24 protein-coding genes and 2 tRNA genes are annotated in these 23,003 nt (G+C 36.7%); 3 read left to right on the top strand and 23 right to left on the bottom strand.

What is annotated here, in order from left to right:
* Positions 1–71 precede the first annotated feature (71 nt).
* From GZ63_RS0104460 to GZ63_RS0104450, 3 genes are all read right to left on the bottom strand, one after another.
* Positions 72–162 (bottom strand) — tRNA-Ser (locus GZ63_RS0104460).
* Between the two features lie 3 nt (positions 163–165).
* Positions 166–240: transfer RNA gene (locus GZ63_RS0104455), tRNA-Asn, on the bottom strand.
* A gap of 382 nt (positions 241–622) precedes the next feature.
* Positions 623–1,084, bottom strand: coding sequence for a SprT family protein (locus GZ63_RS0104450; RefSeq protein WP_029267270.1), 462 nt, complete (start codon positions 1,082–1,084; stop codon positions 623–625).
* A 240-nt stretch (positions 1,085–1,324) separates the two neighbouring features.
* Between GZ63_RS0104450 and GZ63_RS0104445 the strand changes: the two genes are divergently transcribed.
* Entirely contained in the window at positions 1,325–2,821 is a 1,497-nt protein-coding gene (locus GZ63_RS0104445) for a catalase (RefSeq protein ID WP_029267268.1), read from the top strand.
* 87 nt (positions 2,822–2,908) lie between these two features.
* On the opposite strand, the gene GZ63_RS0104440 is transcribed toward GZ63_RS0104445, so the two are convergent.
* From GZ63_RS0104440 to acpS, 15 genes are all read right to left on the bottom strand, one after another.
* Complete coding sequence (locus tag GZ63_RS0104440) at positions 2,909–5,086, bottom strand: Tex family protein (RefSeq protein WP_051681386.1); 2,178 nt, start codon at positions 5,084–5,086, stop codon at positions 2,909–2,911.
* A 138-nt stretch (positions 5,087–5,224) separates the two neighbouring features.
* Positions 5,225–5,821: a protein phosphatase 2C domain-containing protein gene (locus GZ63_RS0104435; RefSeq protein WP_029267264.1), complete on the bottom strand. Its 597-nt coding sequence runs from the start codon at positions 5,819–5,821 to the stop codon at positions 5,225–5,227.
* Positions 5,822–5,823: 2 nt separating this feature from the next.
* Complete coding sequence (gene sigB / locus GZ63_RS0104430) at positions 5,824–6,612, bottom strand: RNA polymerase sigma factor SigB (protein WP_029267262.1); 789 nt, start codon at positions 6,610–6,612, stop codon at positions 5,824–5,826.
* Positions 6,587–7,060, bottom strand: a complete 474-nt coding sequence (gene rsbW / locus GZ63_RS0104425; protein WP_029267260.1) for an anti-sigma B factor RsbW — start codon at positions 7,058–7,060, stop codon at positions 6,587–6,589. Before rsbW ends, sigB begins: the two co-directional genes overlap by 26 nt.
* A gap of 3 nt (positions 7,061–7,063) precedes the next feature.
* Positions 7,064–7,393 carry an STAS domain-containing protein gene (locus tag GZ63_RS0104420; RefSeq protein WP_029267258.1) on the bottom strand — a complete coding sequence of 110 codons (330 nt, stop codon included), beginning with the start codon at positions 7,391–7,393 and terminating at the stop codon, positions 7,064–7,066.
* A 121-nt stretch (positions 7,394–7,514) separates the two neighbouring features.
* Complete coding sequence (locus tag GZ63_RS0104415; protein WP_029267256.1) at positions 7,515–8,528, bottom strand: PP2C family protein-serine/threonine phosphatase; 1,014 nt, start codon at positions 8,526–8,528, stop codon at positions 7,515–7,517.
* A 35-nt stretch (positions 8,529–8,563) separates the two neighbouring features.
* The gene (locus tag GZ63_RS0104410) at positions 8,564–8,965 is read right to left on the bottom strand and encodes an anti-sigma regulatory factor (RefSeq protein ID WP_029267254.1); all 402 of its coding nucleotides are present in this window, start codon (positions 8,963–8,965) and stop codon (positions 8,564–8,566) included.
* A gap of 3 nt (positions 8,966–8,968) precedes the next feature.
* Positions 8,969–9,325, bottom strand: coding sequence for an STAS domain-containing protein (locus GZ63_RS0104405; protein ID WP_029267253.1), 357 nt, complete (start codon positions 9,323–9,325; stop codon positions 8,969–8,971).
* 4 nt (positions 9,326–9,329) lie between these two features.
* A complete protein-coding gene (locus GZ63_RS0104400) occupies positions 9,330–10,199 on the bottom strand; it encodes an RsbT co-antagonist protein RsbRA (protein WP_029267251.1) in 870 nt (289 codons plus the stop codon).
* Positions 10,200–10,374: 175 nt separating this feature from the next.
* A complete protein-coding gene (locus GZ63_RS0104395) occupies positions 10,375–10,734 on the bottom strand; it encodes a type II toxin-antitoxin system PemK/MazF family toxin (RefSeq protein WP_029267249.1) in 360 nt (119 codons plus the stop codon).
* Positions 10,735–10,738: 4 nt separating this feature from the next.
* The gene (locus tag GZ63_RS0104390) at positions 10,739–11,023 is read right to left on the bottom strand and encodes a CopG family ribbon-helix-helix protein (protein WP_029267247.1); all 285 of its coding nucleotides are present in this window, start codon (positions 11,021–11,023) and stop codon (positions 10,739–10,741) included.
* Positions 11,024–11,293: 270 nt separating this feature from the next.
* Positions 11,294–12,418, bottom strand: a complete 1,125-nt coding sequence (gene alr / locus GZ63_RS0104385; protein WP_029267245.1) for an alanine racemase — start codon at positions 12,416–12,418, stop codon at positions 11,294–11,296.
* Positions 12,419–12,599: 181 nt separating this feature from the next.
* Positions 12,600–13,619 carry a LolA family protein gene (locus GZ63_RS0104380; protein ID WP_029267243.1) on the bottom strand — a complete coding sequence of 340 codons (1,020 nt, stop codon included), beginning with the start codon at positions 13,617–13,619 and terminating at the stop codon, positions 12,600–12,602.
* Positions 13,620–13,746: 127 nt separating this feature from the next.
* Positions 13,747–15,264 carry a bifunctional ADP-dependent NAD(P)H-hydrate dehydratase/NAD(P)H-hydrate epimerase gene (locus GZ63_RS0104375; RefSeq protein WP_029267241.1) on the bottom strand — a complete coding sequence of 506 codons (1,518 nt, stop codon included), beginning with the start codon at positions 15,262–15,264 and terminating at the stop codon, positions 13,747–13,749.
* 128 nt (positions 15,265–15,392) lie between these two features.
* A complete protein-coding gene (acpS, locus tag GZ63_RS0104370) occupies positions 15,393–15,755 on the bottom strand; it encodes a holo-ACP synthase (RefSeq protein WP_029267240.1) in 363 nt (120 codons plus the stop codon).
* 128 nt (positions 15,756–15,883) lie between these two features.
* On the opposite strand from acpS, the gene GZ63_RS0104365 reads away from it, so the two are divergent.
* On the top strand, positions 15,884–16,648 hold the full coding sequence (locus GZ63_RS0104365; RefSeq protein WP_029267239.1) for a rhomboid family intramembrane serine protease: 765 nt from the start codon (positions 15,884–15,886) through the stop codon (positions 16,646–16,648).
* Positions 16,649–16,802: 154 nt separating this feature from the next.
* On the opposite strand, the gene GZ63_RS0104355 is transcribed toward GZ63_RS0104365, so the two are convergent.
* From GZ63_RS0104355 to GZ63_RS0104345, 3 genes are all read right to left on the bottom strand, one after another.
* Positions 16,803–18,239: a PH domain-containing protein gene (locus GZ63_RS0104355; RefSeq protein ID WP_226374302.1), complete on the bottom strand. Its 1,437-nt coding sequence runs from the start codon at positions 18,237–18,239 to the stop codon at positions 16,803–16,805.
* Positions 18,232–18,711, bottom strand: coding sequence for a PH domain-containing protein (locus tag GZ63_RS0104350; RefSeq protein ID WP_029267237.1), 480 nt, complete (start codon positions 18,709–18,711; stop codon positions 18,232–18,234). Before GZ63_RS0104350 ends, GZ63_RS0104355 begins: the two co-directional genes overlap by 8 nt.
* A gap of 213 nt (positions 18,712–18,924) precedes the next feature.
* The gene (locus tag GZ63_RS0104345) at positions 18,925–20,391 is read right to left on the bottom strand and encodes a DEAD/DEAH box helicase (RefSeq protein ID WP_029267236.1); all 1,467 of its coding nucleotides are present in this window, start codon (positions 20,389–20,391) and stop codon (positions 18,925–18,927) included.
* Between the two features lie 412 nt (positions 20,392–20,803).
* Here GZ63_RS0104345 and GZ63_RS0104335 point away from each other — a divergent pair, with 412 nt between their 5' ends.
* Complete coding sequence (locus GZ63_RS0104335; RefSeq protein ID WP_029267235.1) at positions 20,804–21,709, top strand: DMT family transporter; 906 nt, start codon at positions 20,804–20,806, stop codon at positions 21,707–21,709.
* 50 nt (positions 21,710–21,759) lie between these two features.
* On the opposite strand, the gene GZ63_RS0104330 is transcribed toward GZ63_RS0104335, so the two are convergent.
* Together GZ63_RS0104330 and GZ63_RS16370 are read right to left on the bottom strand one after the other, a co-directional pair.
* Positions 21,760–22,461: an alpha/beta hydrolase gene (locus tag GZ63_RS0104330; protein ID WP_029267234.1), complete on the bottom strand. Its 702-nt coding sequence runs from the start codon at positions 22,459–22,461 to the stop codon at positions 21,760–21,762.
* Positions 22,462–22,633: 172 nt separating this feature from the next.
* Positions 22,634–23,003: YppG family protein (locus GZ63_RS16370; protein WP_038220941.1), on the bottom strand; the 370-nt coding region annotated here is incomplete at its 5' end.

The raw sequence follows: 23,003 nt of genomic DNA, 5'->3' as shown, positions 1-23,003 counted from the left end.
GGGATTCGAACCCGTGTTACCGCCGTGAAAGGGCGGTGTCTTAACCGCTTGACCAACGGGCCAGATGTTAATGGCGGAGAAGGAGGGATTTGAACCCTCGCGCCGTTTTCACGACCTACACCCTTAGCAGGGGCGCCTCTTCAGCCACTTGAGTACTTCTCCAACTGGCTCCACAGGTAGGATTCGAACCTACGACCGATCGGTTAACAGCCGATAGCTCTACCGCTGAGCTACTGTGGAATGATATCAATAAACCTTTAATAATATCCACTTGTGTTTAATGTTGCTGAAAAACGTCATATATAATTGCAACGTTTTATATATTACAACAATTCCATATCATTGTCAACATCTTTTTGATTTTATTTTTCTTTAGAGGCGTTTGCCTCACAAGGACCTATTTAATTTAACACGTATAGCAAATTTCGTCAATAAAAACCCAAAAATAAATTTTATTAATAACTGAGCAGTAAATTCTATTAAAGATTAACTTTAACATAATTATGTTGTAATGTTTATTTTGCTTATAAGCAAACAATATATCATTAAATGATTAATATTAGTTTGAGTTACATTCAATTTAATTCTATAAATAACCTTTTAGTCTTTAAAAAAACTTCATTCAATATTTCATAATTGTTAACTTCCCATTACATTTCCCGCATCTATATTTTTTTACATCTACTCGCCGAATCCTCTTATATATACCGTTGCAACGTTCACATCTATATCGATGGTTATAATTATTTATATTAGATGGCAATGGACGGCAGTGTCTCGGTGAACGTGTACGCTTTAATAGGTCTTTAAATTCTTTATCACCATGCCTATACCCCTTCCCTTCTATATGTAAATGATAATGACATAGTTCATGTTTAATAATGCCGATGAACTCATTCACATCCAATTCAATTACATATTTCGGATTCAATTCGATCTTTTTTTGAGCAGGAATATAGCGACCGCCAGTTGTCCTAAGCCGGTTATTGAACTTTACATCATGTTGAAAAGGTTTTTGAAAGTGCTTTTTTGATATCTCATTAACAAAATACCATAAAGATTTTTCATCATTTAGCAGGTCCATTTAAAGATCCTTCTCCCTCGTATATTCATTTATCGTTTTTCCTGTTTTTTCTCATTAATATTATTAATTATTCTAGCATATATTCAATTAGTAGTTAATAGAAAATACCGCTTATTCGTTTACATACATACTTTAATGGTTTATTTAAAATAATTATAATTAAATATTGACTTTTATAATGTTTGCATTATAATTAGATATAGAATTTGATAATCAAATGAAGGGGAGGAGTTTTCGCCAATGAGTGAAAATAAAAAAAATACAAACAGGTTAACTACTGCGGCTGGTGCTCCAGTTAGTGACTATCAAAATTCAAAGACCGCGGGTGCTAGAGGGCCAATGTTGCTGGAAGATGTTTGGTTCCTTGAAAAATTAGCTCACTTTGACAGAGAAGTTATTCCTGAACGTAGAATGCACGCTAAGGGGTCAGGTGCTTATGGTACATTTACAGTAACAAACGACATAACAAAATATACAAAAGCGAAAATATTTTCAGAAGTCGGAAAAAAAACGGACATGTTTGCTCGATTTTCGACTGTAGCAGGGGAGCGCGGAGCAGCAGATGCAGAACGAGATATACGTGGCTTCGCATTACGTTTTTATACAGAGGAAGGAAATTGGGATCTTGTCGGCAATAATACTCCTGTATTCTTCCATAGGGACCCACTTATTTTCCCAGATCTTAACCACGCAGTAAAACGTGATCCTCGAACAAATATGAGAAGTGCAAATAATAAATGGGATTTTTGGACATCACTTCCTGAAGCTTTGCATCAAGTAACAGTTGTTATGAGTGATCGTGGAATTCCGAAATCATATCGAACCATGCACGGTTTTGGAAGCCATACATTTAGTATGATTAATGATGACAACGAACGTGTATGGATCAAGTTCCACATGCGCTCACAGCAAGGGATTGAAAATCTAACCGACCAGGAAGCAGAGGAACTGATCGGAAAAGATAGAGAGAGTCACCAGAATGATCTATATGAGAACATAGGAAAAGGTAATTTCCCTAAGTGGAAAATGTACATTCAGGTAATGACAGAAGAGCAAGCGAATAACATGCCATATAACCCATTTGATCTTACAAAGGTTTGGTATAAAAAGGATTTTCCACTTATTGAAGTTGGGGAAATGGAATTAAACCGAAATCCTGAAAACTATTTTGCAGAAGTAGAGCAAGCTGCCTTTACACCTGCGAATGTCGTCCCTGGAATCAGTTTCTCACCGGATAAAATGCTGCAGGGTAGATTGTTTTCTTATGGAGACGCTCAGCGTTATCGTCTTGGTGTGAATCATCACCAAATTCCAGTAAACCAGCCAAAATGTCCATTCCACAGTTATCATCGTGATGGAGCTATGAGAGTTGATAATAACCATGGAAGCAGAATTGGCTATGGACCAAACAGTTATGGTGAATGGCAAGAACAAGCCGAACATAAAGAGCCGGCGCTTCCCATCCATGGTGATGGCGACCGCTGGAACTTTAGAGAAGATGATGACAACTATTTCGAGCAGCCGGGCCGTCTATTCAATCTTATGAATGATGAAGAAAAAGAACGGTTGTTTGGAAATACTGCTCGTGAGATGGAAGGCGTTGAGAAACATATTAAAATTCGCCACATTGAACATTGCTACAAAGCTGACCCTGCATATGGGGAAGGTGTAGCAAAAGCACTTGGCATTACAATGAGTGAAGTAGAAGCTGCAAGTGAAGCTGAGACTTCTAAATAAAAAAGACTGCCCCAAAAAGCTGAACTGTACCTAAATATTTCGTGTTTAGGTACAGTTTCTTTTATACTTTTTGTTGACAGTCTTTTTCTATTGGGCATTCTTTTTGCTGTCCTTATGTTCAACCATAGACAAGGAAATTCTTCCTTTATTTACATCAACATTCTCCACCCATACCGTGACAACATCACCTACTGAAACAATATCCATAGGGTGTTTTACAAATTTGTCTGCCATTTTAGAAATATGCACCAAACCATCTTGTTTTACTCCTATATCAATAAATACGCCAAAGTCTACAACATTTCTAACGGTACCCTGCAACTCCATACCTGGTTTTAAATCTTCCATATTTATTACATTTTGTTTTAATAAAGGAGCAGGGAGATCATCGCGGGGATCACGTTCCGGACGACTTAGTGCACGCATGATATCGACTAAAGTTGGTAAACCTATCTCCAATTTTTCAGCTATCTCTTGTTTATCTATTTCATTCAGTTGCTTGCGAAGTTTGTCTGTCCCAATATCGCCCAATTCACAGCCAAGCATTTTTAAAAGATTTTCTGTATGTTTATAACTTTCAGGATGAATAGGTGTTCGGTCTAATGGGTTTTCTCCATCCAAAATACGTAAAAATCCTATTCCCTGTTCATACGTTTTAGCACCCAGTCTCGGAATCTTTTTAAGTTGCTTTCTGTTAACAAATTTACCTGAGTCATTTCGCTCATTTACAATGTTGTTAGCAACAGTTTTACTCAAGCCAGCAACATGTTCCAGAAGTGATGAAGAAGCTGTGTTTACATTGACACCAACCTGATTCACTGCAGTTTCTACAACAAATGATAATGATTCATTTAATGCTTTCTGGCTTACATCATGTTGGTATTGACCAACGCCGATTGATTTAGGATCAATTTTCACCAGTTCTGCAAGGGGATCTTGTACTCGGCGAGCAATAGAGGCTGCACTTCTTTCTTCAACTTGCAGGTCAGGGAACTCTTCACGTGCCAATTTAGATGCAGAATAAACACTGGCTCCTGATTCATTAACAATGATATAAGGAATACTTAATTGATTTTTAGTTATCACTTCAGATATAAATTGCTCTGTTTCCCGTGATGCTGTCCCATTGCCGATAGCGATTAATTCAATTTGATAGGTGTTGATAAACTCCATAACCACTTTTTCAGCTCCAACCTTGTCATTTTTAGGGGCATTTGGATACATCACACTAACTCCATGCATTTTCCCTGTTTCATCTACAATAGCTAGCTTGCACCCAGTACGAAAAGCTGGGTCCACTCCCAACACTGTTTTCCCTTTTAGTGGCGGCTGAAGCAATAAATTTTTCAGGTTCTTGGAAAAAATGTCTATCGCATGTGTTTCTGCTTTTTCTGTTAAAAGATTACGTAATTCACGTTCGATGGATGGTTGAATAAGACGCTTGTATCCGTCTTCGATTGCACCTTGCAAGATTTCAACGCATTTTCCATTTACATGATTATCAATTATCTTATTCTGTAAATATTCTATAATACGATTTAGAGGTGGTTCAATAACAACTTTTAAAACTTCCTCTTTTTCTCCGCGGTTTATTGCTAAAATACGATGAGAAACCATGGAACGAACCGCTTCGTTATAGTCATAATACATTTCATAAACACTTTTTTCGTCTTTTTCTTTATCTTTTGCCTCTGTATGAATCATTCCTCTTTTGAATGTTTCTTCCCTTATAAAATCGCGAAACCCTGGATCATCTGAAATCCATTCTGCAATAATATCATTTACACCTGCTAAAACATCATCAATTTTATGTAATTTATTATCTTCATTTAAGTATTTCTCAGCTTCAAGTGAGATATCGGAAATATCTTGTAACCAAATCTGCTCTGCTAATGGTTCCAGCCCTTTTTCTTTTGCGATGGTTGCTCTTGTGCGTCGTTTTTGTTTGTATGGACGATATAAATCCTCTACGCGTTGTAATTGGGTTGCAGCTTTAATTTCATGTTCCAGTTCTTCTGACAATTTGCCTTGTTCGCTAATCAAGCGAATAACTTCTTCTTTGCGTTCGGCAAGATTTACAGCATACTGCCATTTATCCTGAATAAGTTTAATTTGTACTTCGTCTAATCCCCCAGTCATCTCTTTACGATAACGAGCAATGAATGGGACTGTATTTCCCTCATTAATTAGTGTTATCACTTTTTCTACAATATTCGTATTTACTTTGGATTCTTTGGCAACCCATTGGTTAATATTCGCTTCCAATTTAGTTGTTCCTCCTTTAGTACATGTCCAAAATCGTTTTGAACCATCACTTACGTGTAAAGCTATTTTATCAAAAAAATTTCCTTTTTCCTATTTGATAAAAGAATAAAAAAAAGACTGACACAGTGTACAGCCCTTTTAGCGCCCATTATACTTTAATGCTATTAATGTTGTATCGTCCTCCCTTGTCCCACCATCATTTGCTGCAAAAGCTTTTGTGATTTCCTGAACATCTGAGTAAAAAAAATAATTTCGTGCTAAATCTTTATCCAATACACCATCTGAGAACATAATAAAATTCATATTCGCTTCCAGTTTTTCCTGTACTACTTTAAATGGTCTATGATATCCCGCCAAATAACCAGAATTTGGGATATTACGCTTTCTTTTCTGACCCTTTCTGACTGTCATAATACCTATATTGCCAATGGATGAAAAGGAATAGCTTTGTTCTTTGAAATTAATTTTCAAAATGCCTAAAACGACTCCCCGTTTGCCCATTAATTTTTTATTACTCTTCATAATTAATTGTTCCACAGTGGTGTGAATATTATTTCTAATAATATCAATAACAATCTCTGATGATTCTTTCGCAAATTCTCCGCTACCTAAACCATCTGCTAGGGCACAAATAAATTCATTTTCTGATTCTGCATAAAAAAAGCTATCTCCACAATAGTAATTATTCTTTTTTGCTTTTTGATAAATAGAAACTTGTACCGTTCTGTCTGTCATATTCAATCAAAAACCTCCGCGCTCTCAGATTGGATAGTTTCACGAAGCTTCCTTAAAGCACGGCGTTGTAACCGAGACACATGCATTTGAGAAATGCCTAACAGCTTTCCTGTTTCCTTCTGACTCATATTATCAAAATACGTAGCTTTTAATATTTGTTGTTCCCGATCAGATAAAACAGGAAGAATCTTTTCTAGCAACATTTTATCATCAATGTTATCATAACCATCTTCCTTATTTCCCACAAGATCTAAAATAGCAACTGTACTGCCATCAGAATCGGCTTCAATTTTCCGATCTACAGAAAGTGCCTTATAGCTTCTCCCCATTTCCATCGTTTCTAGAACTTCCTCTTCTGATACTCTTAAGTAGTTTGCTATTTCGCATATTGTAGGCGATTGCTGGTTTTCATTCGTAAGCTCATTCACAGCTTTTTTAATTTTAGGCCCCATTTCTTTAATACGGCGCGGAACATGAACACTCCACGTTTTATCTCGAATAAATCGCTTAATTTCTCCAATAATAGTTGGAATAGCAAACGACTCAAAAGATTTACCAAATGTAGAGTCGAATCTCCTAACTGCCGCTAATAAACCGATCATCCCAACTTGTACAAGATCTTCTTGAATGCTGCTGTTTTTTGAATATTTCCTTGCGAGTGATTCTACAAGCTCCTTATAAAACAGAACTATCCTTTCTTGGATTTCTTCATCTCTTGGGTCTTTCTGTAAATAGTTAATCCAATCGTAAACCTCGTCTTGTCCTTTATTGCGTGGTTGAGATTTGGTCATTAAACCCCACCTCAGTTTCACCTAAATATTTAGTCATTAATACAATTACGCCATGATTGCTATTAATCTCTACTTTATCCATTAACGCATTAATTAAAAAGAGACCAAACCCACCTTCGCGTAAGTTTTCAATTGGTTCTGTGTTTTTATATGGTCCAATTCCACCTTTAATTTCTTTCAAGTTAAAGCTTCCGCCGTGATCTGCAACCATTACTTCTAATCGATCCTCATAAATACCAAAGCCAATAGTGACTTCCCCTTGTTCTGCTCCATCATAAGCATGTGTGACAGTATTTGTTATAGCCTCTGATATCGCTATCTTTAAATCCTCAATATCTTCATATGAAAATCCTATTCTATTAGCAATCCCAGCTGTACTTAATCGGGCAACACTTACATAATCTGCTTTTGCAGGAAACTTCATCTCGATAAAATCAAATGGCTCCATCGCTCACTTCCCCCCATGAATAGTTGAATTTAAGTCCATAATCTCATTCAGTCCTGTTATGTTAAACAAACGTAGTACACGATCTTGTAAGTTTACTAGTTTCAATTGACTATCATTTTCTTTTGTAGATTTTAATGCGCTAATAAAGACTCCTAATCCGGTACTATCCATATAACTGACATTTTCTAAATCTACTTCCACTAACTGTCCTTTTTGTTTTGTTAATGGAAGAATTGCTTCCTTCAACTTTGGAGCTGTATATATATCAATTTCTCCAGCAACAGCACAAGTTGATTTATCATTTAAATTCGTAACATTAATATCCAAATTCATGAACATCCTCCTAAACAATGCATTTTGACTATTTGAGGCTAGCTAACAATCATTTATAACAAAATAAATGGATTTCTGATTCATGAGTGCGTTAAAATTTTTTACCCGTTTGAATGGCGAATTAAACATCTTTTCGCAAGATTATTAACGTAAAATCATCTCTTAATTGAAAATTTTGCAGGCGTTGAAAATATTTGTATACGCGATCAACCATTTCCTGCGCTGACAAATGAGCATGATCCCGAATAACGTTAAGGACTTCTTCTCTTTCAATAAAACGTTCACCTTGTCTGCACTCAGTAACTCCATCTGTTAGTAAAATGATCATGTCGTCTTTATTTATATGTAAATTATATTGATGATATTTAGCATCTAATGAGACACCCAATACTAACCCTTTTGCTTCAATTTCTTCAAATTTGTCTCGTTTAGCATTGTAATAAAATCCAGGTTCATGCCCTGCTGAAGCATAGTGGAGCTTGTTATCTTTTGGCTGATATTGTGCGTAGAACATCGTAATAAACATACTTGGATCTACATTCCGTTCCACTACTCGATTTAAATTCTCCAGGATTGACTTCGGCTGCATCGCGTTTTCTGGAAAACTGTCCATGGAATACTTAATCATCGACATACACAATGCTGCGGGTACACCTTTTCCAATTACATCCGCTAAAGCAATGCCAATTGAACCATCGTTGCTTTCAATAAAATGATGATAATCTCCGTTCATTTGATTTGCAGGCACACTTATTACACCAATATCCAATCCTTCAATATTGGGTTTTGAGGTTGCCAATAATGTATCTTGCATACTAGCTGCAACAGCTATTTGGGATTTTAATGCTAATTGCTCCTCTCTTAATGTTTGAAACTCTTGGTGTGCCAAACCATAAGAAATCATTGTCTCCAATAAAAAGTTCATGGAACGTTGAAATTCCCCTGATAAACTTGGGTATAATTCGTCCAATGCTTGCATATGCAAATTAACTATTTCCTCTGGTAAAATATTATTCTTAAGAAATGATTTGCTTATTTGCTCTGCTCGATACAAAAATTTTTCATCTTGTGTCTCAATATAATTTTTCAATAAGCTTTTATAATTCTTTGCATCTAAATCAATCACATTACCCACGAATATACCCCCTTTTATCTACGGCTAGTATATTTTTACCGTAACCATTTAATTGTTTTTACTTCTGTACCCTGTTCTTTTTCAGATATTAGATCAAATTCATCCATGAGACGTTTTACACCCGGAAGACCTGCTCCCAGTCCTCTTGACGTGGAATAGCCGTCCTGCATAACCAGACTTATATCACTTATTCCTGGCCCACTATCAATAGCAATCATGCTTATGCCCTTTTTGTCTATAGTCTCAATCGCTTCAAAGCAAACTTTGCCGCTATCGGCATATAAATATATATTACGAGCTAATTCGGAGACTGCTGTTGCTATACGGGCTTGGTCTACCGTACCGAATCCAATCTTCTTCGCAATATCCCGACCAAGTTGACGTGCACCAACAATATCCCACTCTTTTTGAATGTTTATACAGGATTGGGTTCCCATTAACTATTCCCCCAATTCCTGATGTAGTTTAATTAAACCTTGCTCTAAATCTAGTGCTGTTGCCACACCAGTTAAATGTATCCCCAGATCGACCAAGGTCATTGCAACTGCAGGTTGAATTCCAGTTAAAACTACTTTCGCCCCCATTAAATCTGACATTGTAACAACATCACCTAAAACCTTAGCAATGAATGAGTCAATGATTTCAACAGAGGTTAAATCAATAACAACTCCTGATGTTCCACTTTTATGAATTTTATCCAGCAAATCCTCTTGAAATTGTATCGCTGTTTGATCATCTATTTCGGTTTGGATTGAAATTAATAGATAATTATACAGTTTGAGAATAGGTATACGCATACTTTCACTCCCTGTGTAATGAATTGATCATGTTTTCGAGATTATCCACTTTGGTATCAAGGTCGACTATTTTTCGATTTGTAATTTCTAAAGCGGTTGTAAAACCTTTACGCAATGAGCTTTTTGTCGGGAATTGACTAAGATCAATTCCTAGATTCACAATTGTTTGGGCAATTTCTGGACGGATTCCAACGAGGATGCATTTTGCTCCAATTAATCGAACGGCTTCAGCCGCCTGAATAATATGATGGGCAACCATGGTATCTACAACAGGGACTCCGGTAATATCCATTAAAACAACCTCTGAATTATGACGAATCACACCTTCAAGCAAGTTTTCCATAATAAATTTTGCACGTTCCGTATCGATCGTGCCAATTAACGGCATAATTGTTATATTCTCCATTACTGGTATAAGCGGAGCAGATAATTCTTGTAAAGCTAATCGCTGCAATGAAACGACATTCTCCCAGTTGCCGGAATATTCGTTTACTAATTGACGAATCAATGGTTCGACCCATTTATCTACACTTTGCAGAACTAAAGAAATATGATTTGAATCTACCTTTTCCGATTGACTAAGAATGAAATCCACCGTTACTCGTCTGAATACTTGAAGCCCGTCGGTAATATAACTTAGCGGCCAACCTAAATTAATTAGTTTTTCAGCAAAGTCTTCTAGCGTTTCTGCAGGCTCTACATTTTTAATCCTTGTAAAAATCACGTTTACGAATTCACGATTCGTGCTGTCAAATAACTCTTCGGAAATACTAGATGTATAATTTGCATCTTTTAAGGCGTTAACTTCCTCCACCCACATTCGAACAATTGTATCACTATTTTCTAGAACTATTTTTTTAAATTGACTATCCATCTGCTTCCTCCAAATAATTGTTTGAATTTGTTGTATTTTGGCACATTGACCTATATTATGCAAATCTTTACTATTTTTTCTTTTTTAATTATTGTAACATACTCAACCAGAGAAGAAGGTTAAATTTTTGAACACTAAAAAAACCCCAGCGTTATTTGTTTAACAAAGGGGCTTACTAATGGTCATACATATCCTTAAGACCGAGGCTTATTTCTACTGCTCGATCTATTTTTTTCATCATTTCATTGTCTACTTTTGTAATTTTATCTGTTAATCGCTGTTTATCTAATGTTCTAATTTGCTCCAGCAATATAACAGAATTACGGTCGAAACCATATTTTTTTGCATTGATTTCGACATGAGTTGGTAGTTTAGCCTTTTGAATTTGGGCTGTGATTGCTGCTACGATCACAGTTGGGCTAAACCTATTACCAATATCATTTTGCAGGATCAATACAGGGCGTATGCCCCCCTGTTCTGACCCAACTACAGGGGATAAGTCGGCGAAATACACTTCGCCTCTTTGAACGATCAAATCGCTACACCCCGATCACTGAGCGCTCTAAAGTGGTTTCAGCCTCCTCTTCAGCCTGAAAAGCTTCCGAAGCAATTGTTAGATTTATACCTGCCATTTCTTCATAACCTTTTTGCATGGTTTTATGAAACTGTCGAATGTGCTCATCTTTTTTGTATTCTAAATAGTTCCTCGTCGCCTGACATATGAAGTCACTTAAATTGCTATTTTCATGCTTCATTAATCCATCCACCTCATTTAACAGGTTTTTAGGTAATCTTACTAAAACTTCTTGTAAGCTTTCTGACAAACCATACACCTCCGCAAACTGTTGAACGACCATTTATGAAATTCATAAACAATAATATCATTGAATACGGTGCTTTGCAAAGGCTTGTAATAATTTTTTGAGAATCATACTCTTGTTCACATTTAACTTTTTATACTGTGGTATATATTATTTCCAATTATAAATATATATTCCATTTTGCCCTATTTTTAACATATTCATTATTTAATTCTTTATTACTTACCAGTAAATACCTTTACCATCTTAACCACAAGTATAAGTATAAATTTTTTATTCATTTATATAAACTCGTGGGACCCGCTGATTTATCATACAAGGTATCTCATAATTAATCGTTCCTAAATAATCAGCGATCTCATCCATCTTGATGGAAGCGCCATTTTGCTCTCCGATTAAAGTTACTGGGGTACCTATAGGGTATTTCTTATCTAAAAGAATCATTGTTTGGTCCATGCAAACACGTCCAACAATTGGCATCCTTTTTCCTCCAACCAACACTTCTGCACCTTGTAATTTGCGAATCCAGCCATCTCCATAACCAATTGGTATCGTACCTATCCATTCGTTCCTTTTTGCTTTATAGGTCGCCCCGTAGCTAATGGATTCCCCTGCCTCAATCTGTTTCACATGAATTAACTGACTCCTGAGGGAAAATGCTTGCTTTAACGATATGGATTTCTCTTGTTTTACGGTTTTAGAAGGATACATGCCATACATTGCGATACCATATCTTATATAATGGTACATTTTATTTGGAAAACGAATGGAAGCGGCGCTGTTCCCTATATGAATGGAGACAGGTCTTTTCCAAAGACGATTAAATATGTTTAATAGGCGTTCAAAACGTTCCTGTTGTTCATGAAAATAATTTAAGTTTTCTTCATCAGCTGTTGCAAAGTGAGTATATACCCCTGTAAGCTGAATGTTAGGATTTTCTCTTATTGTTTCTAGCAGCTGTATTAACTCTTCCTCTCTACGAAGACCTACTCTAGCCATCCCCGTGTCTATTTCTATATTAACCTTTAATTTTTTAGAAAATGTATAATTACTTACTTCTTGAATCCACTCTTTTTGAAAAGTTGTCACGGTAATATCATTTTCCGCTGCTAAAAGAGCGGCTTTAGGTGAAACTCTTCCAAATACTAATATTGGTGCAGCAATACCAGCATCACGCAATTCCGTTGCTTCTTCCATCAACGCTACTGCTAATGCCTTCGCACCGCATTGTAGGGCCTTTTTTGCAATTTGAACCGCCCCATGTCCATATGCATTAGCTTTTACCACCGCAATAATATTGCTCTTATCCGGTAAACTTTGCTGCATTTGTTCAATATTATATCCGATTGCATCCAAGTCGATCTCTGCCCATGTTTCTCTGAAAAAATTTTGTACCACAATCAGATAACTCCTTTCACTCACTTGCATACGCTCTATATGATTGATGGGATTTTGAATATTTCTTAGATTCTCTTGTTATATTATTTCCTTTTCCCCTGAAGCTGTCAATTAATTTTATAAGGAAATGCAATAAAAAGCAGACCCCTTCTCTTTATGAGTCTGCCTACTTGTTGTCAATTTACTTCACTTCTTTTCCTTGAACGGATTGAGCCACTTCAATTAGTTCCTCTTTCGTTAAATCCTCACTAGCTAGATAATAATCTACACCATTATGGGTCCATTCAAGTGTGTTTTCAGAGAGTGCTCCGATACTCTGCCCCAAGTTTACAATATCTCCTTTAACTTCTTGAGGGGATGCAATTGTTGGGGCAGTATCCATTTTTTCTTGAATTAAAGTGAAATCCTTTTCTCCACTATAAGATAGAATTACACGTTCCCCATTTTCTAAATTTACTTCTTTCTTTTCTTCTAGTTCAGCGCCAGATATATTTTCTGGAAAAACAACAGATAGTGGTTGATCAGTTTCTCCTTCTGTTTTTGAAACTGCCTCATCGGTATTGTTGCTTGACTCATCTTTTTTCATCTCAAAGTCATCTTTTTTAAAGCTAGGTTTCGTGTCAAATTCAGAAAATTTCACTTCGACCAAAGCCTGCTTATCTTTATCCAGAACTTTTACTAAATCAGGAGTATACGTTTTTTTATTAAAATGGATTTCTTGAAATGGTAAGTTGTTATTGCTTTGGTAATTTGTCTTTGTTTTGAAAATATAATGCGTATCATTTGCTTCAAACTCAGCTTCAGGATCTTCCTTTACATCTTTTACCAACGACTGAAATAGATAAGGCTGGCTGCTATTTTCCGGCCAATCTGTTTGGAATTTAAAACTTTTATCTAAAGCAGGTGTCAAAACAAAAACTCCATCTTCATTTTTTAAAATAACCTGACTGCCCTTCTCATCAGCCTGGCTATTTAGAGCTACCTTGTAAAAATCCTTTTTCTTATGCCAAATATCCAACTTGTAATCCTGATCCTCTTTGCCTGTCTTCATTTTCATATCGGCTTTTGCTTTATATCCGTCCATTTCTTCAAGCTTTTCATCTAATTTCTCCACTACATCTTCTTGGGACTTTTCGCCACAAGCCGATAGTAGAATAAGACCGAATACAACTGCTATCCAGATACCTATTTTTTTCTTCATGGACATATCTCCCTTGTCTCATTTCCAATTTAAAAGCGAATTCCATTAAAATAATTTCGATTCATTTTAACTTCACGCTTTTATATCTTGAATCTGGGACCGTGGGAACATTATCACCTTTTAAGCTTTAAGAAAATGTACGATACACTTTTGAAATACCTTCAATAACATCAGATGCCATTAGATCGTAATAGGAATGCATTTCTTCAACTAGCATATCAGCAGCAGTTCCATGAATAAAACAAGCATTACAGATTCCTTGAAAAATCGATTGATCTTGCATCGTCATAGCTAATATAATACCGGTCAGTACATCTCCGCTTCCGCCCTTTGCTAATCCAGGATTACCCGCTAAACTTACGGCTTGTTTTCCATTTGGTGCAGTTATAATCGTATACGTTCCTTTAAGCACGACATACACACGGAACTTCTTAGCAAAGTCTAAGGTGTATGTAAACGGAGCTTTTAGAAGCTCTGGAACTGGAATATTTAAAAGCATTGCCATTTCGCCTGGATGTGGCGTCACGATCGTAGGGGGTGTCCTTTTCTCGAGCATAGTAAGACAGTCTTTAATATGGTATAAGCCATCCGCATCAATTACGACGGGACAATTTGCTTCCTTAGCAATTTTTCGTACTAGTATGCCAGTTTCATCCATTCGTCCCATTCCAATACCAATCGCTATTGCATCATATTTATCAAGTAAAATCTGACTATCATTATCCAAATAACCATTCATTTCTGATAATGGCAGATAAGTTGCTTCAATACATTCCGAAGCAATCGTCTCAATGACACTTATTGTACCGGCCGTGACTAGGCCTGCCCCTGACTTCAAAGCAGCCTTCACGGCCATTACGAGTGAGCCAGGCATCTCCTGACTACCTCCTACAACTAAACCTCTTCCAAAGCTTCCTTTATGGGAATATGGACTTCGTTTTGGCAATGTTTTTTGAAAATGCTCTGTTTTTACCACGTATCTATGTGCATATTTTTGAAAGGCGAATAATGGGAAACCGATAGAAATAAGGTCCCATTTTCCATAAAAGGGCGCAGTATGCTGTAAAAATAAGCTTATTTTTGGTGCACCAATAACAATGGTGTAATCAGCTTGGACAGATTTGAAATCGCTTATTCCCTCATCAGCTGGAAGCCCTGACGGGATGTCGACAGATATTATGGCCTTTGCTTCCTTATTTATAATAGAAGCAATTGTAGCAATAGGCTCTCTTAATATTCCTTTAACCCCTATCCCTACCATTGCATCAACAATAATATCTGCATTTCTTACAAGATTAGCTATCTCTTTCTCTCCCGCTATTAAAGATACCGATCCTCCGCAATTAACAAATAACTGCTTATGGAAGAACGCATCTCCGGTTATTTTTTCATTCGGTACAACTTGCATAATAGAGACGTCATACTGTCGATTCAGCAATGTCCTTGCAATTACAAATCCATCTCCGCCGTTGTTACCAGCACCTGCAAAAACGATCATTTTGTCTGTTGCTTCATTTACTTTTGCTTCAACTTTTCTGGCTATCTCCCTTCCCGCATTTTCCATTAATAACTTCCCATCAATTCCAACTTTTTCTATTGTGTAATGATCAATATCGTACATTTCTTTAGCGGTGACAATATACAAATTGTTCCCTCCTACCCGCACTAAAATAATATGAGACAACCTTGTTAATTATGCAGGTAAACTTCATTCAAACGCTTAAGTTCCTGCTGTGAAAAATATTTAACATTCCTAAACCACTAGCAGCTTTATTAATTATGTTCTTCGATGATTACCTGAGCAGCAGCATAATCTTTGCTGTGCGTAATGGAGATAAAAATATGATCTGCTTCATATCCTTTTACTCTTAGCAACGGAGCATTATTTTTTCTATGTAACACTTCAATATGTTGAAAACTTAATTTACCAATACCACATCCAGCTGCCTTTGCAAATGCTTCTTTTGCAGCAAATCTTCCTGCTAGAAACTCTATCTTCCTGCGCTTATTTAGGAGCTTATTAAAAATCTTTTTTTCATTTTCAGTTAAAATCCGATTGACAAATCGCTCCTGTCTAGCCATACTTTTTTTAATACGCTGCATTTCAATTATATCGAGTCCAATACCTTTGATCATTGGGCGTCTACCTTTCTTTTTGGGTTAGTTTTTAGTAACCTAATAATGTTCATACTAATAAATGTCAACTATTATAATCATATTACCCGCATTCATTTCTGTCTAAAATAATTAGAGGGAGGAAAAGGATGTTTATTCGTACAGAGAGAAGTATAAAAGAATTTGTCCACTACTATCCGATAGTTTCTGGATTAGTAATCATTAATCTTTCCCTGTGGGTTATGATTGATTTTTTACAACTACCATTAGGTAATCAATTATTTCAGTGGGGTGCTGGCCATAATATCTCGATCCATAACGGTGAATACTGGCGTTTACTCACATCAGTGTTTCTCCATGGCGGTCTCATGCATGCATTATTTAATTCATTCGCATTGGTCTTATTTGGGCCAGCTCTGGAACAAATGATTGGTAAAATAAAGTTCATTATTGCTTATGTGGGGGCGGGTCTAATAGGAAATCTTGCTACCTATCTGATTGCCCCTACAGCATTCTATGTACATGTTGGAGCTTCCGGAGCAGTCTATGGACTGCTTGGAATGTATATTTTTATGGTTGTACTCCGTAAACATCTCATCGATCCAGGAAGTGCACAAATCGTCATCATCATTTCAGTTATTGGTGGGATCATGACCGTTTTACGTCCTGGTATCAATGTTTATGCACATCTTTTTGGATTTATTGGCGGTTTTGGTCTTGCTTCCCTTTTACTAAACAATGCGCAACCCTTTTCTATTTGGCAAAACCGGCGTGTTCAAAATGACGATTCCATCCAGTTTAATCCGGATCGCTGGAAGAAAAAACGCATACCAAAGCGAATAAAATCTCGTATTTTATGGGGGGTTTTAATCATCCTTGTAATACTTGGACTTTGGAGCAGATTAAATCCATAAAATAACGGTGTTCAAAAGTAATCCGAGTTGAATATACCTAATTCTGATGACCGGTGCTGTCCGAACTTTTATGTTTTTGGTCCCCACAACGACCACAGCACTATATTTATTTAAGACTCTAGGGAAGGAGGGTGAGCCTGCCACCTCATCCTCCTTATTTTTTGTCTTTCGGCTTCTCATTACGAAATGAATACCAACCAGCTAATCGATTCGCCTGTTCGTTATCCATATGTTCTAATGCATAATGTCTTCCTGATCCCCCCGTACCTATGATGGATAGTTTCATGGTAGCTAATTTTTGTATCTTTTGAATCTTATGCTGCTTCTTCTCCAATGACTGTATCCGTTTCTGATACATACTTACTGTTCTTCTACTAATCCCACGATATCGTATAGTTAAACATTTTCCTTCTAATCGATAACCGCCATCTCTATAACGCAGAAAACCTAATAAAAGACTTAAAGCTAGTAGGACGACGGCCACCCAAACAAAGGATGGTAGGAAATAAGCCATTCCAATTACACCAAAAATAAATAAAGAGGAAACACGCAGCAAATAAAATTTCGCGGCACGTTTTGGCAGTGGAGCAACTTTATTAGACTCCGCTCGATAAGCAGGAAGAAATTGCTGCAAAAACTCATCCACTTCACTTGCTTTCATAATTGGAAATAAGATTGTCGAAAAGTCCTCTCCTTTTTCCATTGAGCCACCCGCTATTTCTGCGAATATGGAAACATAGCCAAGTGGTTGCCTAATCAAATTTTCTTCTATACCTACTGCCTGAATCCTTTTTAACGGAATTGTTATTTGTTTTTTCTCAAGCAGCCCTCGTGTGATAAAGAGTTCATCGTTATTTTTCTTTATCGTAAAATTCCCGTATTTAATTATTGTTCCCGCAATACCAAGCAACCATAAGAAAAGTAAGATAACAAGACTTAATCCAAAAAGAAAGAGAATACTTAAGCCAATGAGCCATTCAATTGTACTTTCAAAAATGCGATCTGGTATAAACTGTTCTATTTTTGCAAAAGAAAAAGCAAACAGGGCTAGAATTACCCCGACACTTCCTGACGTTGAACCGGCAATAAATAAGTTTTTTAACATTACGTGTCTAGAAGGATTAATAGATTCCCCTGCTTGAACGGGGACCTGTATTTCTGTTATTTTAAGTGCTTCTCTTAACCGTTCACCATCAACCCGTTTAACTGCTTTTAAGGAGGCCTCTGCATCAGTTCCACCTCCAGCCGTTTCAATTTGAACTTGTACTAAACGGAACAGACGGTGCACGACACCAGCTGTCAAATCAATCGATTGTATCCGGTTTTTAGAAATGTATCTTTTGTTACGAATGAATATACCATATTCGATCCTGAGTTCTTCATTCTCGACTCGATAAGAAAAGCGGTACCACGATAAAATGCTAAATGTAATTAATAGAATAAGAAAAATAGCTACACCGAGATAAATATACGTTGATGCAATTCTTTGAAATGATGCAAAAAACATTGCAATTATTGGAATAATTGCGTCCTTTATAGTTTTTATTGCAGTAAAGACAATTGTGATTGGGTGTAATCGTTGGCTAGACATCATCTTCATCCACCCTTGCCAGCGCCGATATTTGATCTCGAAGATTAGAAGCGTCCTCCATCCGTAATGCAGGTATTTCATGTGTTGTAGCTGCTGTTGAAATTGTTACACTAGCCAATTGAAATTTTTTAAGAATAGGACCTTGTTTTGTATCCACGTGTTGTACGCGTATCATCGGCACCAGTGTTCTGGACATAATTAAAATGCCATGTTGAATATAGATCTCTTGTTCAAACAATTCATAACGCCATCGACTCCACCGGAGCTTTGGGAATATGAAAACAAATACATAAGTACTTAGCAGGCAAATAGCAATTATGATAAAAACGAACCAAATTGGTACGTCAAGAATAATAAATAACACCGTAACTGCGATCGCTAAAAGCCAAAGGATGCTTACATATATTATAGCAGTGATTCTCCAAGCCTTTATTGCACTGGTAGCAATTCTATTTATCGGGGGCTTTCTCATAATTCTTCCTCCATCTTTAGGATATAATGCGTCTTCTCAATCATTCGTTGTGATTAATACTGGAAAAATCTTCACAGTCCTGATTTTATACGATGTACAATTAATTTTCCAATGTATGATAATGACCTACTCATCTTCCATGTTGCCTGTAAAAAGAAAAAATTAAGAGGCTAACTATATAAAGTCAATAGTTAGCCTCTTTTCTACTACTAGTTAATCATGTTTTCTTCGTTTTTGGAAATTTCCCTTGCGGTTACGACCGCCACCTTGATTTCGTCCGCCTTGATTTCTTTTTCCATGATACCTTTTTTTATTATTCGGACGTCGTTTATTATCTTTACTTCTTTGAGCCTTTTTCACACTGATTGGTGCTACCGAAGAAATACGGACTGGTGTATTCTTACGCTCCTTTGTCAACATTTTGAGCGCTGCAGCAATTACCGTAATTGAATCATGGTTCTGTAATAATTCGTTGGCTGTCTCATGATATTGCTTTAAATCCTTCTGTTCGATTGTTTTTAGAAGTTTATCTACAGCAATTCGCTGTTGTCCACGTTGTGCATCCTGATTGGTAGGAGGCATAATACGTTTCATTTTACTTTTGGTTACTTTTTCAATTAACTTCAAGTGTGCCATTTCTCTTGGAGTTATAAAGGAGATGGCTTCTCCTGTACGACCAGCTCTGCCTGTGCGTCCAATTCGATGTACATAACTTTCTGGATCCTGTGGAATATCAAAATTATAAACATGCGTAACACCGGAAATATCCAGACACCGAGCTGCAACATCCGTCGCAACTAATACTTCTACACGGCCGTGCTTGAATTTATTTAGTACTGACATCCGTTTTCCTTGTGTTAAGTCACCATGAATACCTTCTGCTTTAAACCCTCTAGCCTGTAATCCTTCGGTTATTTCATCTACACGTTTTTTCGTTCTACTGAAAACAATAGCTAACTCAGGCGCATTAACATCCAAGTGGTTTGTTAATGTATCAAATTTATACTTTTCTGGAACTTCCATAAAGTATTGATCAATATTCTCAACTGTCATTTCCTTTGCTTTTACTTTAATTTCCTTTGGATCTTTCATCAATTTTGATGCAATATCACGAATTTCCTTTGGCATTGTTGCGGAGAATAACAGTGTTTGCCTATCCTCAGGAATACCTTTTAAAATATTGCGGATATCATCAATGAAGCCCATGTTAAGCATTTCATCAGCTTCATCTAAGACAGCTATTTGAACATGTTCTGTCCGTATTGTTTTTCTGCGCATATGGTCAAGTAATCTTCCTGGTGTTGCTACTACAATTTGAGGTCCCTCTTTTAGGGAACGAATTTGTCTTTCCATATGCTGTCCACCGTATACGGGTAATGTGCGGATTCCTTTAAATTTACCTAACCGGTGAACCTCTTCTGAAACTTGAATGGCAAGTTCCCGTGTTGGAGCAACTACTAACCCCTGAATCCTTCTTTGCTTCGGATCAATTTTTTCTATCATTGGGATCCCAAACGCTGCAGTTTTCCCTGTTCCAGTTTGCGCTTGTCCGATCACATCATTCCCTTGCATTGCAAGCGGAATCGTTTCTTTTTGAATTGGCGTCGCTTCCTCAAATCCCATTTTCTCTAATGCTTTCATAATGGGATTTGATATACCAAGCTCTTTAAATGTTGTCACCTTGTTTGTCTACTCCTTTTTTCTTGAAATTTATCACTTTTTCTGACCAGTTTTATGGCTTTTCGAAACCTTCAATTTATACTTTAGAGTTGAAATAATTATAAGAGCCGTATAATTTTACAGGCATACTTAATACTAGAACTCAAGCAATATCTATATTTAACGGAATAATGTTTCACATTTTTTCTTGAAAAATTATGACCTATACTTTCTATTATTTAAAGTATAAAAAAGGCTTCTTCCATGATCGATGATGGATGAGGCCTCGACTGGAAAACTCATGAATTAAAGCTATCTTATCATAACACAAATACGATGGTAATTTCTACTACTGCAAAAATGATTTTTTTGTCATACCATGATAAAATGGTTTGTATTGGCAAAAATGATATGACTCCTAGGGAGGGGTATTATGCGGTTACCTCCGTTTAATCCTTATATAGCGGTTGTAATTGGCGTTATAGCCGTATCCACATCAGCTGTTCTCGTAAAGTTAGCTGATGGTGCTCCGGCAGCAATTATTGCTAACTACCGTTTATTGTTTGCAGTAATAATTATGGCGCCGTTTATAATAAAAAATAACAGACATGAGTTTCGGCTCATTTCCAAAAAAGATTGGTTTTTTTCTGCCCTTGCTGGCATATTTTTAGCCTTCCACTTTATTCTTTGGTTTGAATCCTTAAATTATACTTCTGTGGCAAGTTCCGTCGTGCTTGTAACGCTACAGCCGATTTTCGCCTTTTTAGGTACCTACATTTTTTTTAAAGAACGCTTCTCCCCAGGTGCTATTATTAGTATGATCATTGCTTTGCTCGGCAGCATCATAATTAGCTGGGGTGACTTTCAAATAAGCGGCGCTGCATTTTTTGGCGATATTTTAGCGTTGCTTGGTGCTATAACTGTCACTGCTTACTTTTTATTAGGGCAAAAAGTTAGAAGGAGATTATCGCTGATGCCCTACACGTTTGTCGTATATGGTATAAGCTCTATTACACTGATTCTCTATAACTTCATCTTGCAAAATCCTTTTTTCGGGTATCCTGCTAACCATTGGTGGATTTTTCTTGCCCTGGCAGTATTGCCCACTTTCTTAGGCCATTCTTTATTTAATTGGGCCTTAAGGTGGTTAAGTACTTCCACAATATCAATGGGGATTGTTTTTGAGCCTATCGGCGCTACCATCCTTGCATACTTTATTTTAGGCGAGCAAGTAACATGGTCACAGTGGTTAGGCGGCACAATTGTGATATTCGGATTATTTTTATTTGTCGTGAGCACTTCTCGTAAATCCAAAGTTACGATAGCACGAAAAAGATAAATCATTATATCTAATCAAAAAGGGGCCGCTCATATAGTAGCAAGCCCCTGTTATATATTACTTTTTGGTTTTTCAAGGAAGTTAAAAATCATTGTGTTCAAGGTATCTTTATCATCTCCTAAGCAAATAAGATGCTTGGATCGGTCGAAAAAAATAACTTCTTTATGTACGGAATTAATTTCTTTATCCAAGTAATAGGCGGTTCTTGCTGGAACCATCCCATCCTGTTGGCCTTGAGCGATTAGTACCGGAGCCTCAACCTTTTTCAAGTAAGGCTTCGTGTATCGAACTAATTTTAAAAACTCGATATTTGCCCTAAATGGAACCATCCCTATTTTCTTTTTGTAATGAATATATAATTTGTTTTCCCCAAGTCTACCTCTACAACCATCTGCAATTACCAGTCCAATGTCACGACTGATTTGTCCTAAAGATAAATATTTTCCGGATGTGGCTAATAAAACAAGTTTGTCTATATTGTATTTAGCAGCCAGATAAGCAGCAATCATTCCCCCCATTGAAAAACCGATTACATAAATCTCATCATATTTCTTTTTTAGCTGTTTCATCACGTCTTCAGCTTTTTTAATCCACTTTTTATAGGACACGTTTTTCAACGCAAGTATTCGTCCGTGTCCTGGTAATACGGGGACTTTTATATCCCAGTTCGTATGCTCTTTTAAATACTCTGTTAATGGGCCTAGTTCATAAGGGCCTCCTGTAAAACCATGTATAATTAAACACCCAACCATAAGGATTCTCCTTCTAAAAATATGTATGTATCCTATCTTATTCCCTTTTTTAACATAAGCTATAATTTAAAATAACACACATTTTAAATTTCTCCCCAACAGTACGATTTTTGGAATAAATAAAGAAGCTGATGTTTACTTATTTGTTCAGCTTCTTCATATCAACGGCTATTTATTTAAAACTCTTGATCAAAGATCCAAATTGCTTGATAAGTGGGGATACTTGCTGGACTGTATTTGCCAGTTGCCCAACTGTTGAAAACATTTTATCAAAATCTACTTGCCCGTTTTCGTCTTGAAAATAAGCTATAAGGCTATTCGCTGTGCCCATATTATTTGGGCCTGCATCAAATTGGTGTTGATTTTGATACCAATTGATTGGTTGGTGTGGTTTTGCAAAATGTTCAAAAGGCGTTTTTTGAAACGACCCTGGCCCATGTGCCGGCATGTTCATACTGTAATAGTACTCTGGTGGGGGCTGTGGTGGGACAGGGCTATAATAATAAGGATTTTCATGATAATCTGGTTGCTGTCGATAATAA

Origin of the sequence: Virgibacillus alimentarius, assembly GCF_000709085.1 — a bacterium.
In the GTDB taxonomy this organism is placed as follows: Bacteria; Bacillota; Bacilli; order Bacillales; family Amphibacillaceae; genus Virgibacillus_B; species Virgibacillus_B alimentarius.
This window is presented reverse-complemented; position numbering and strand designations above follow the sequence as displayed.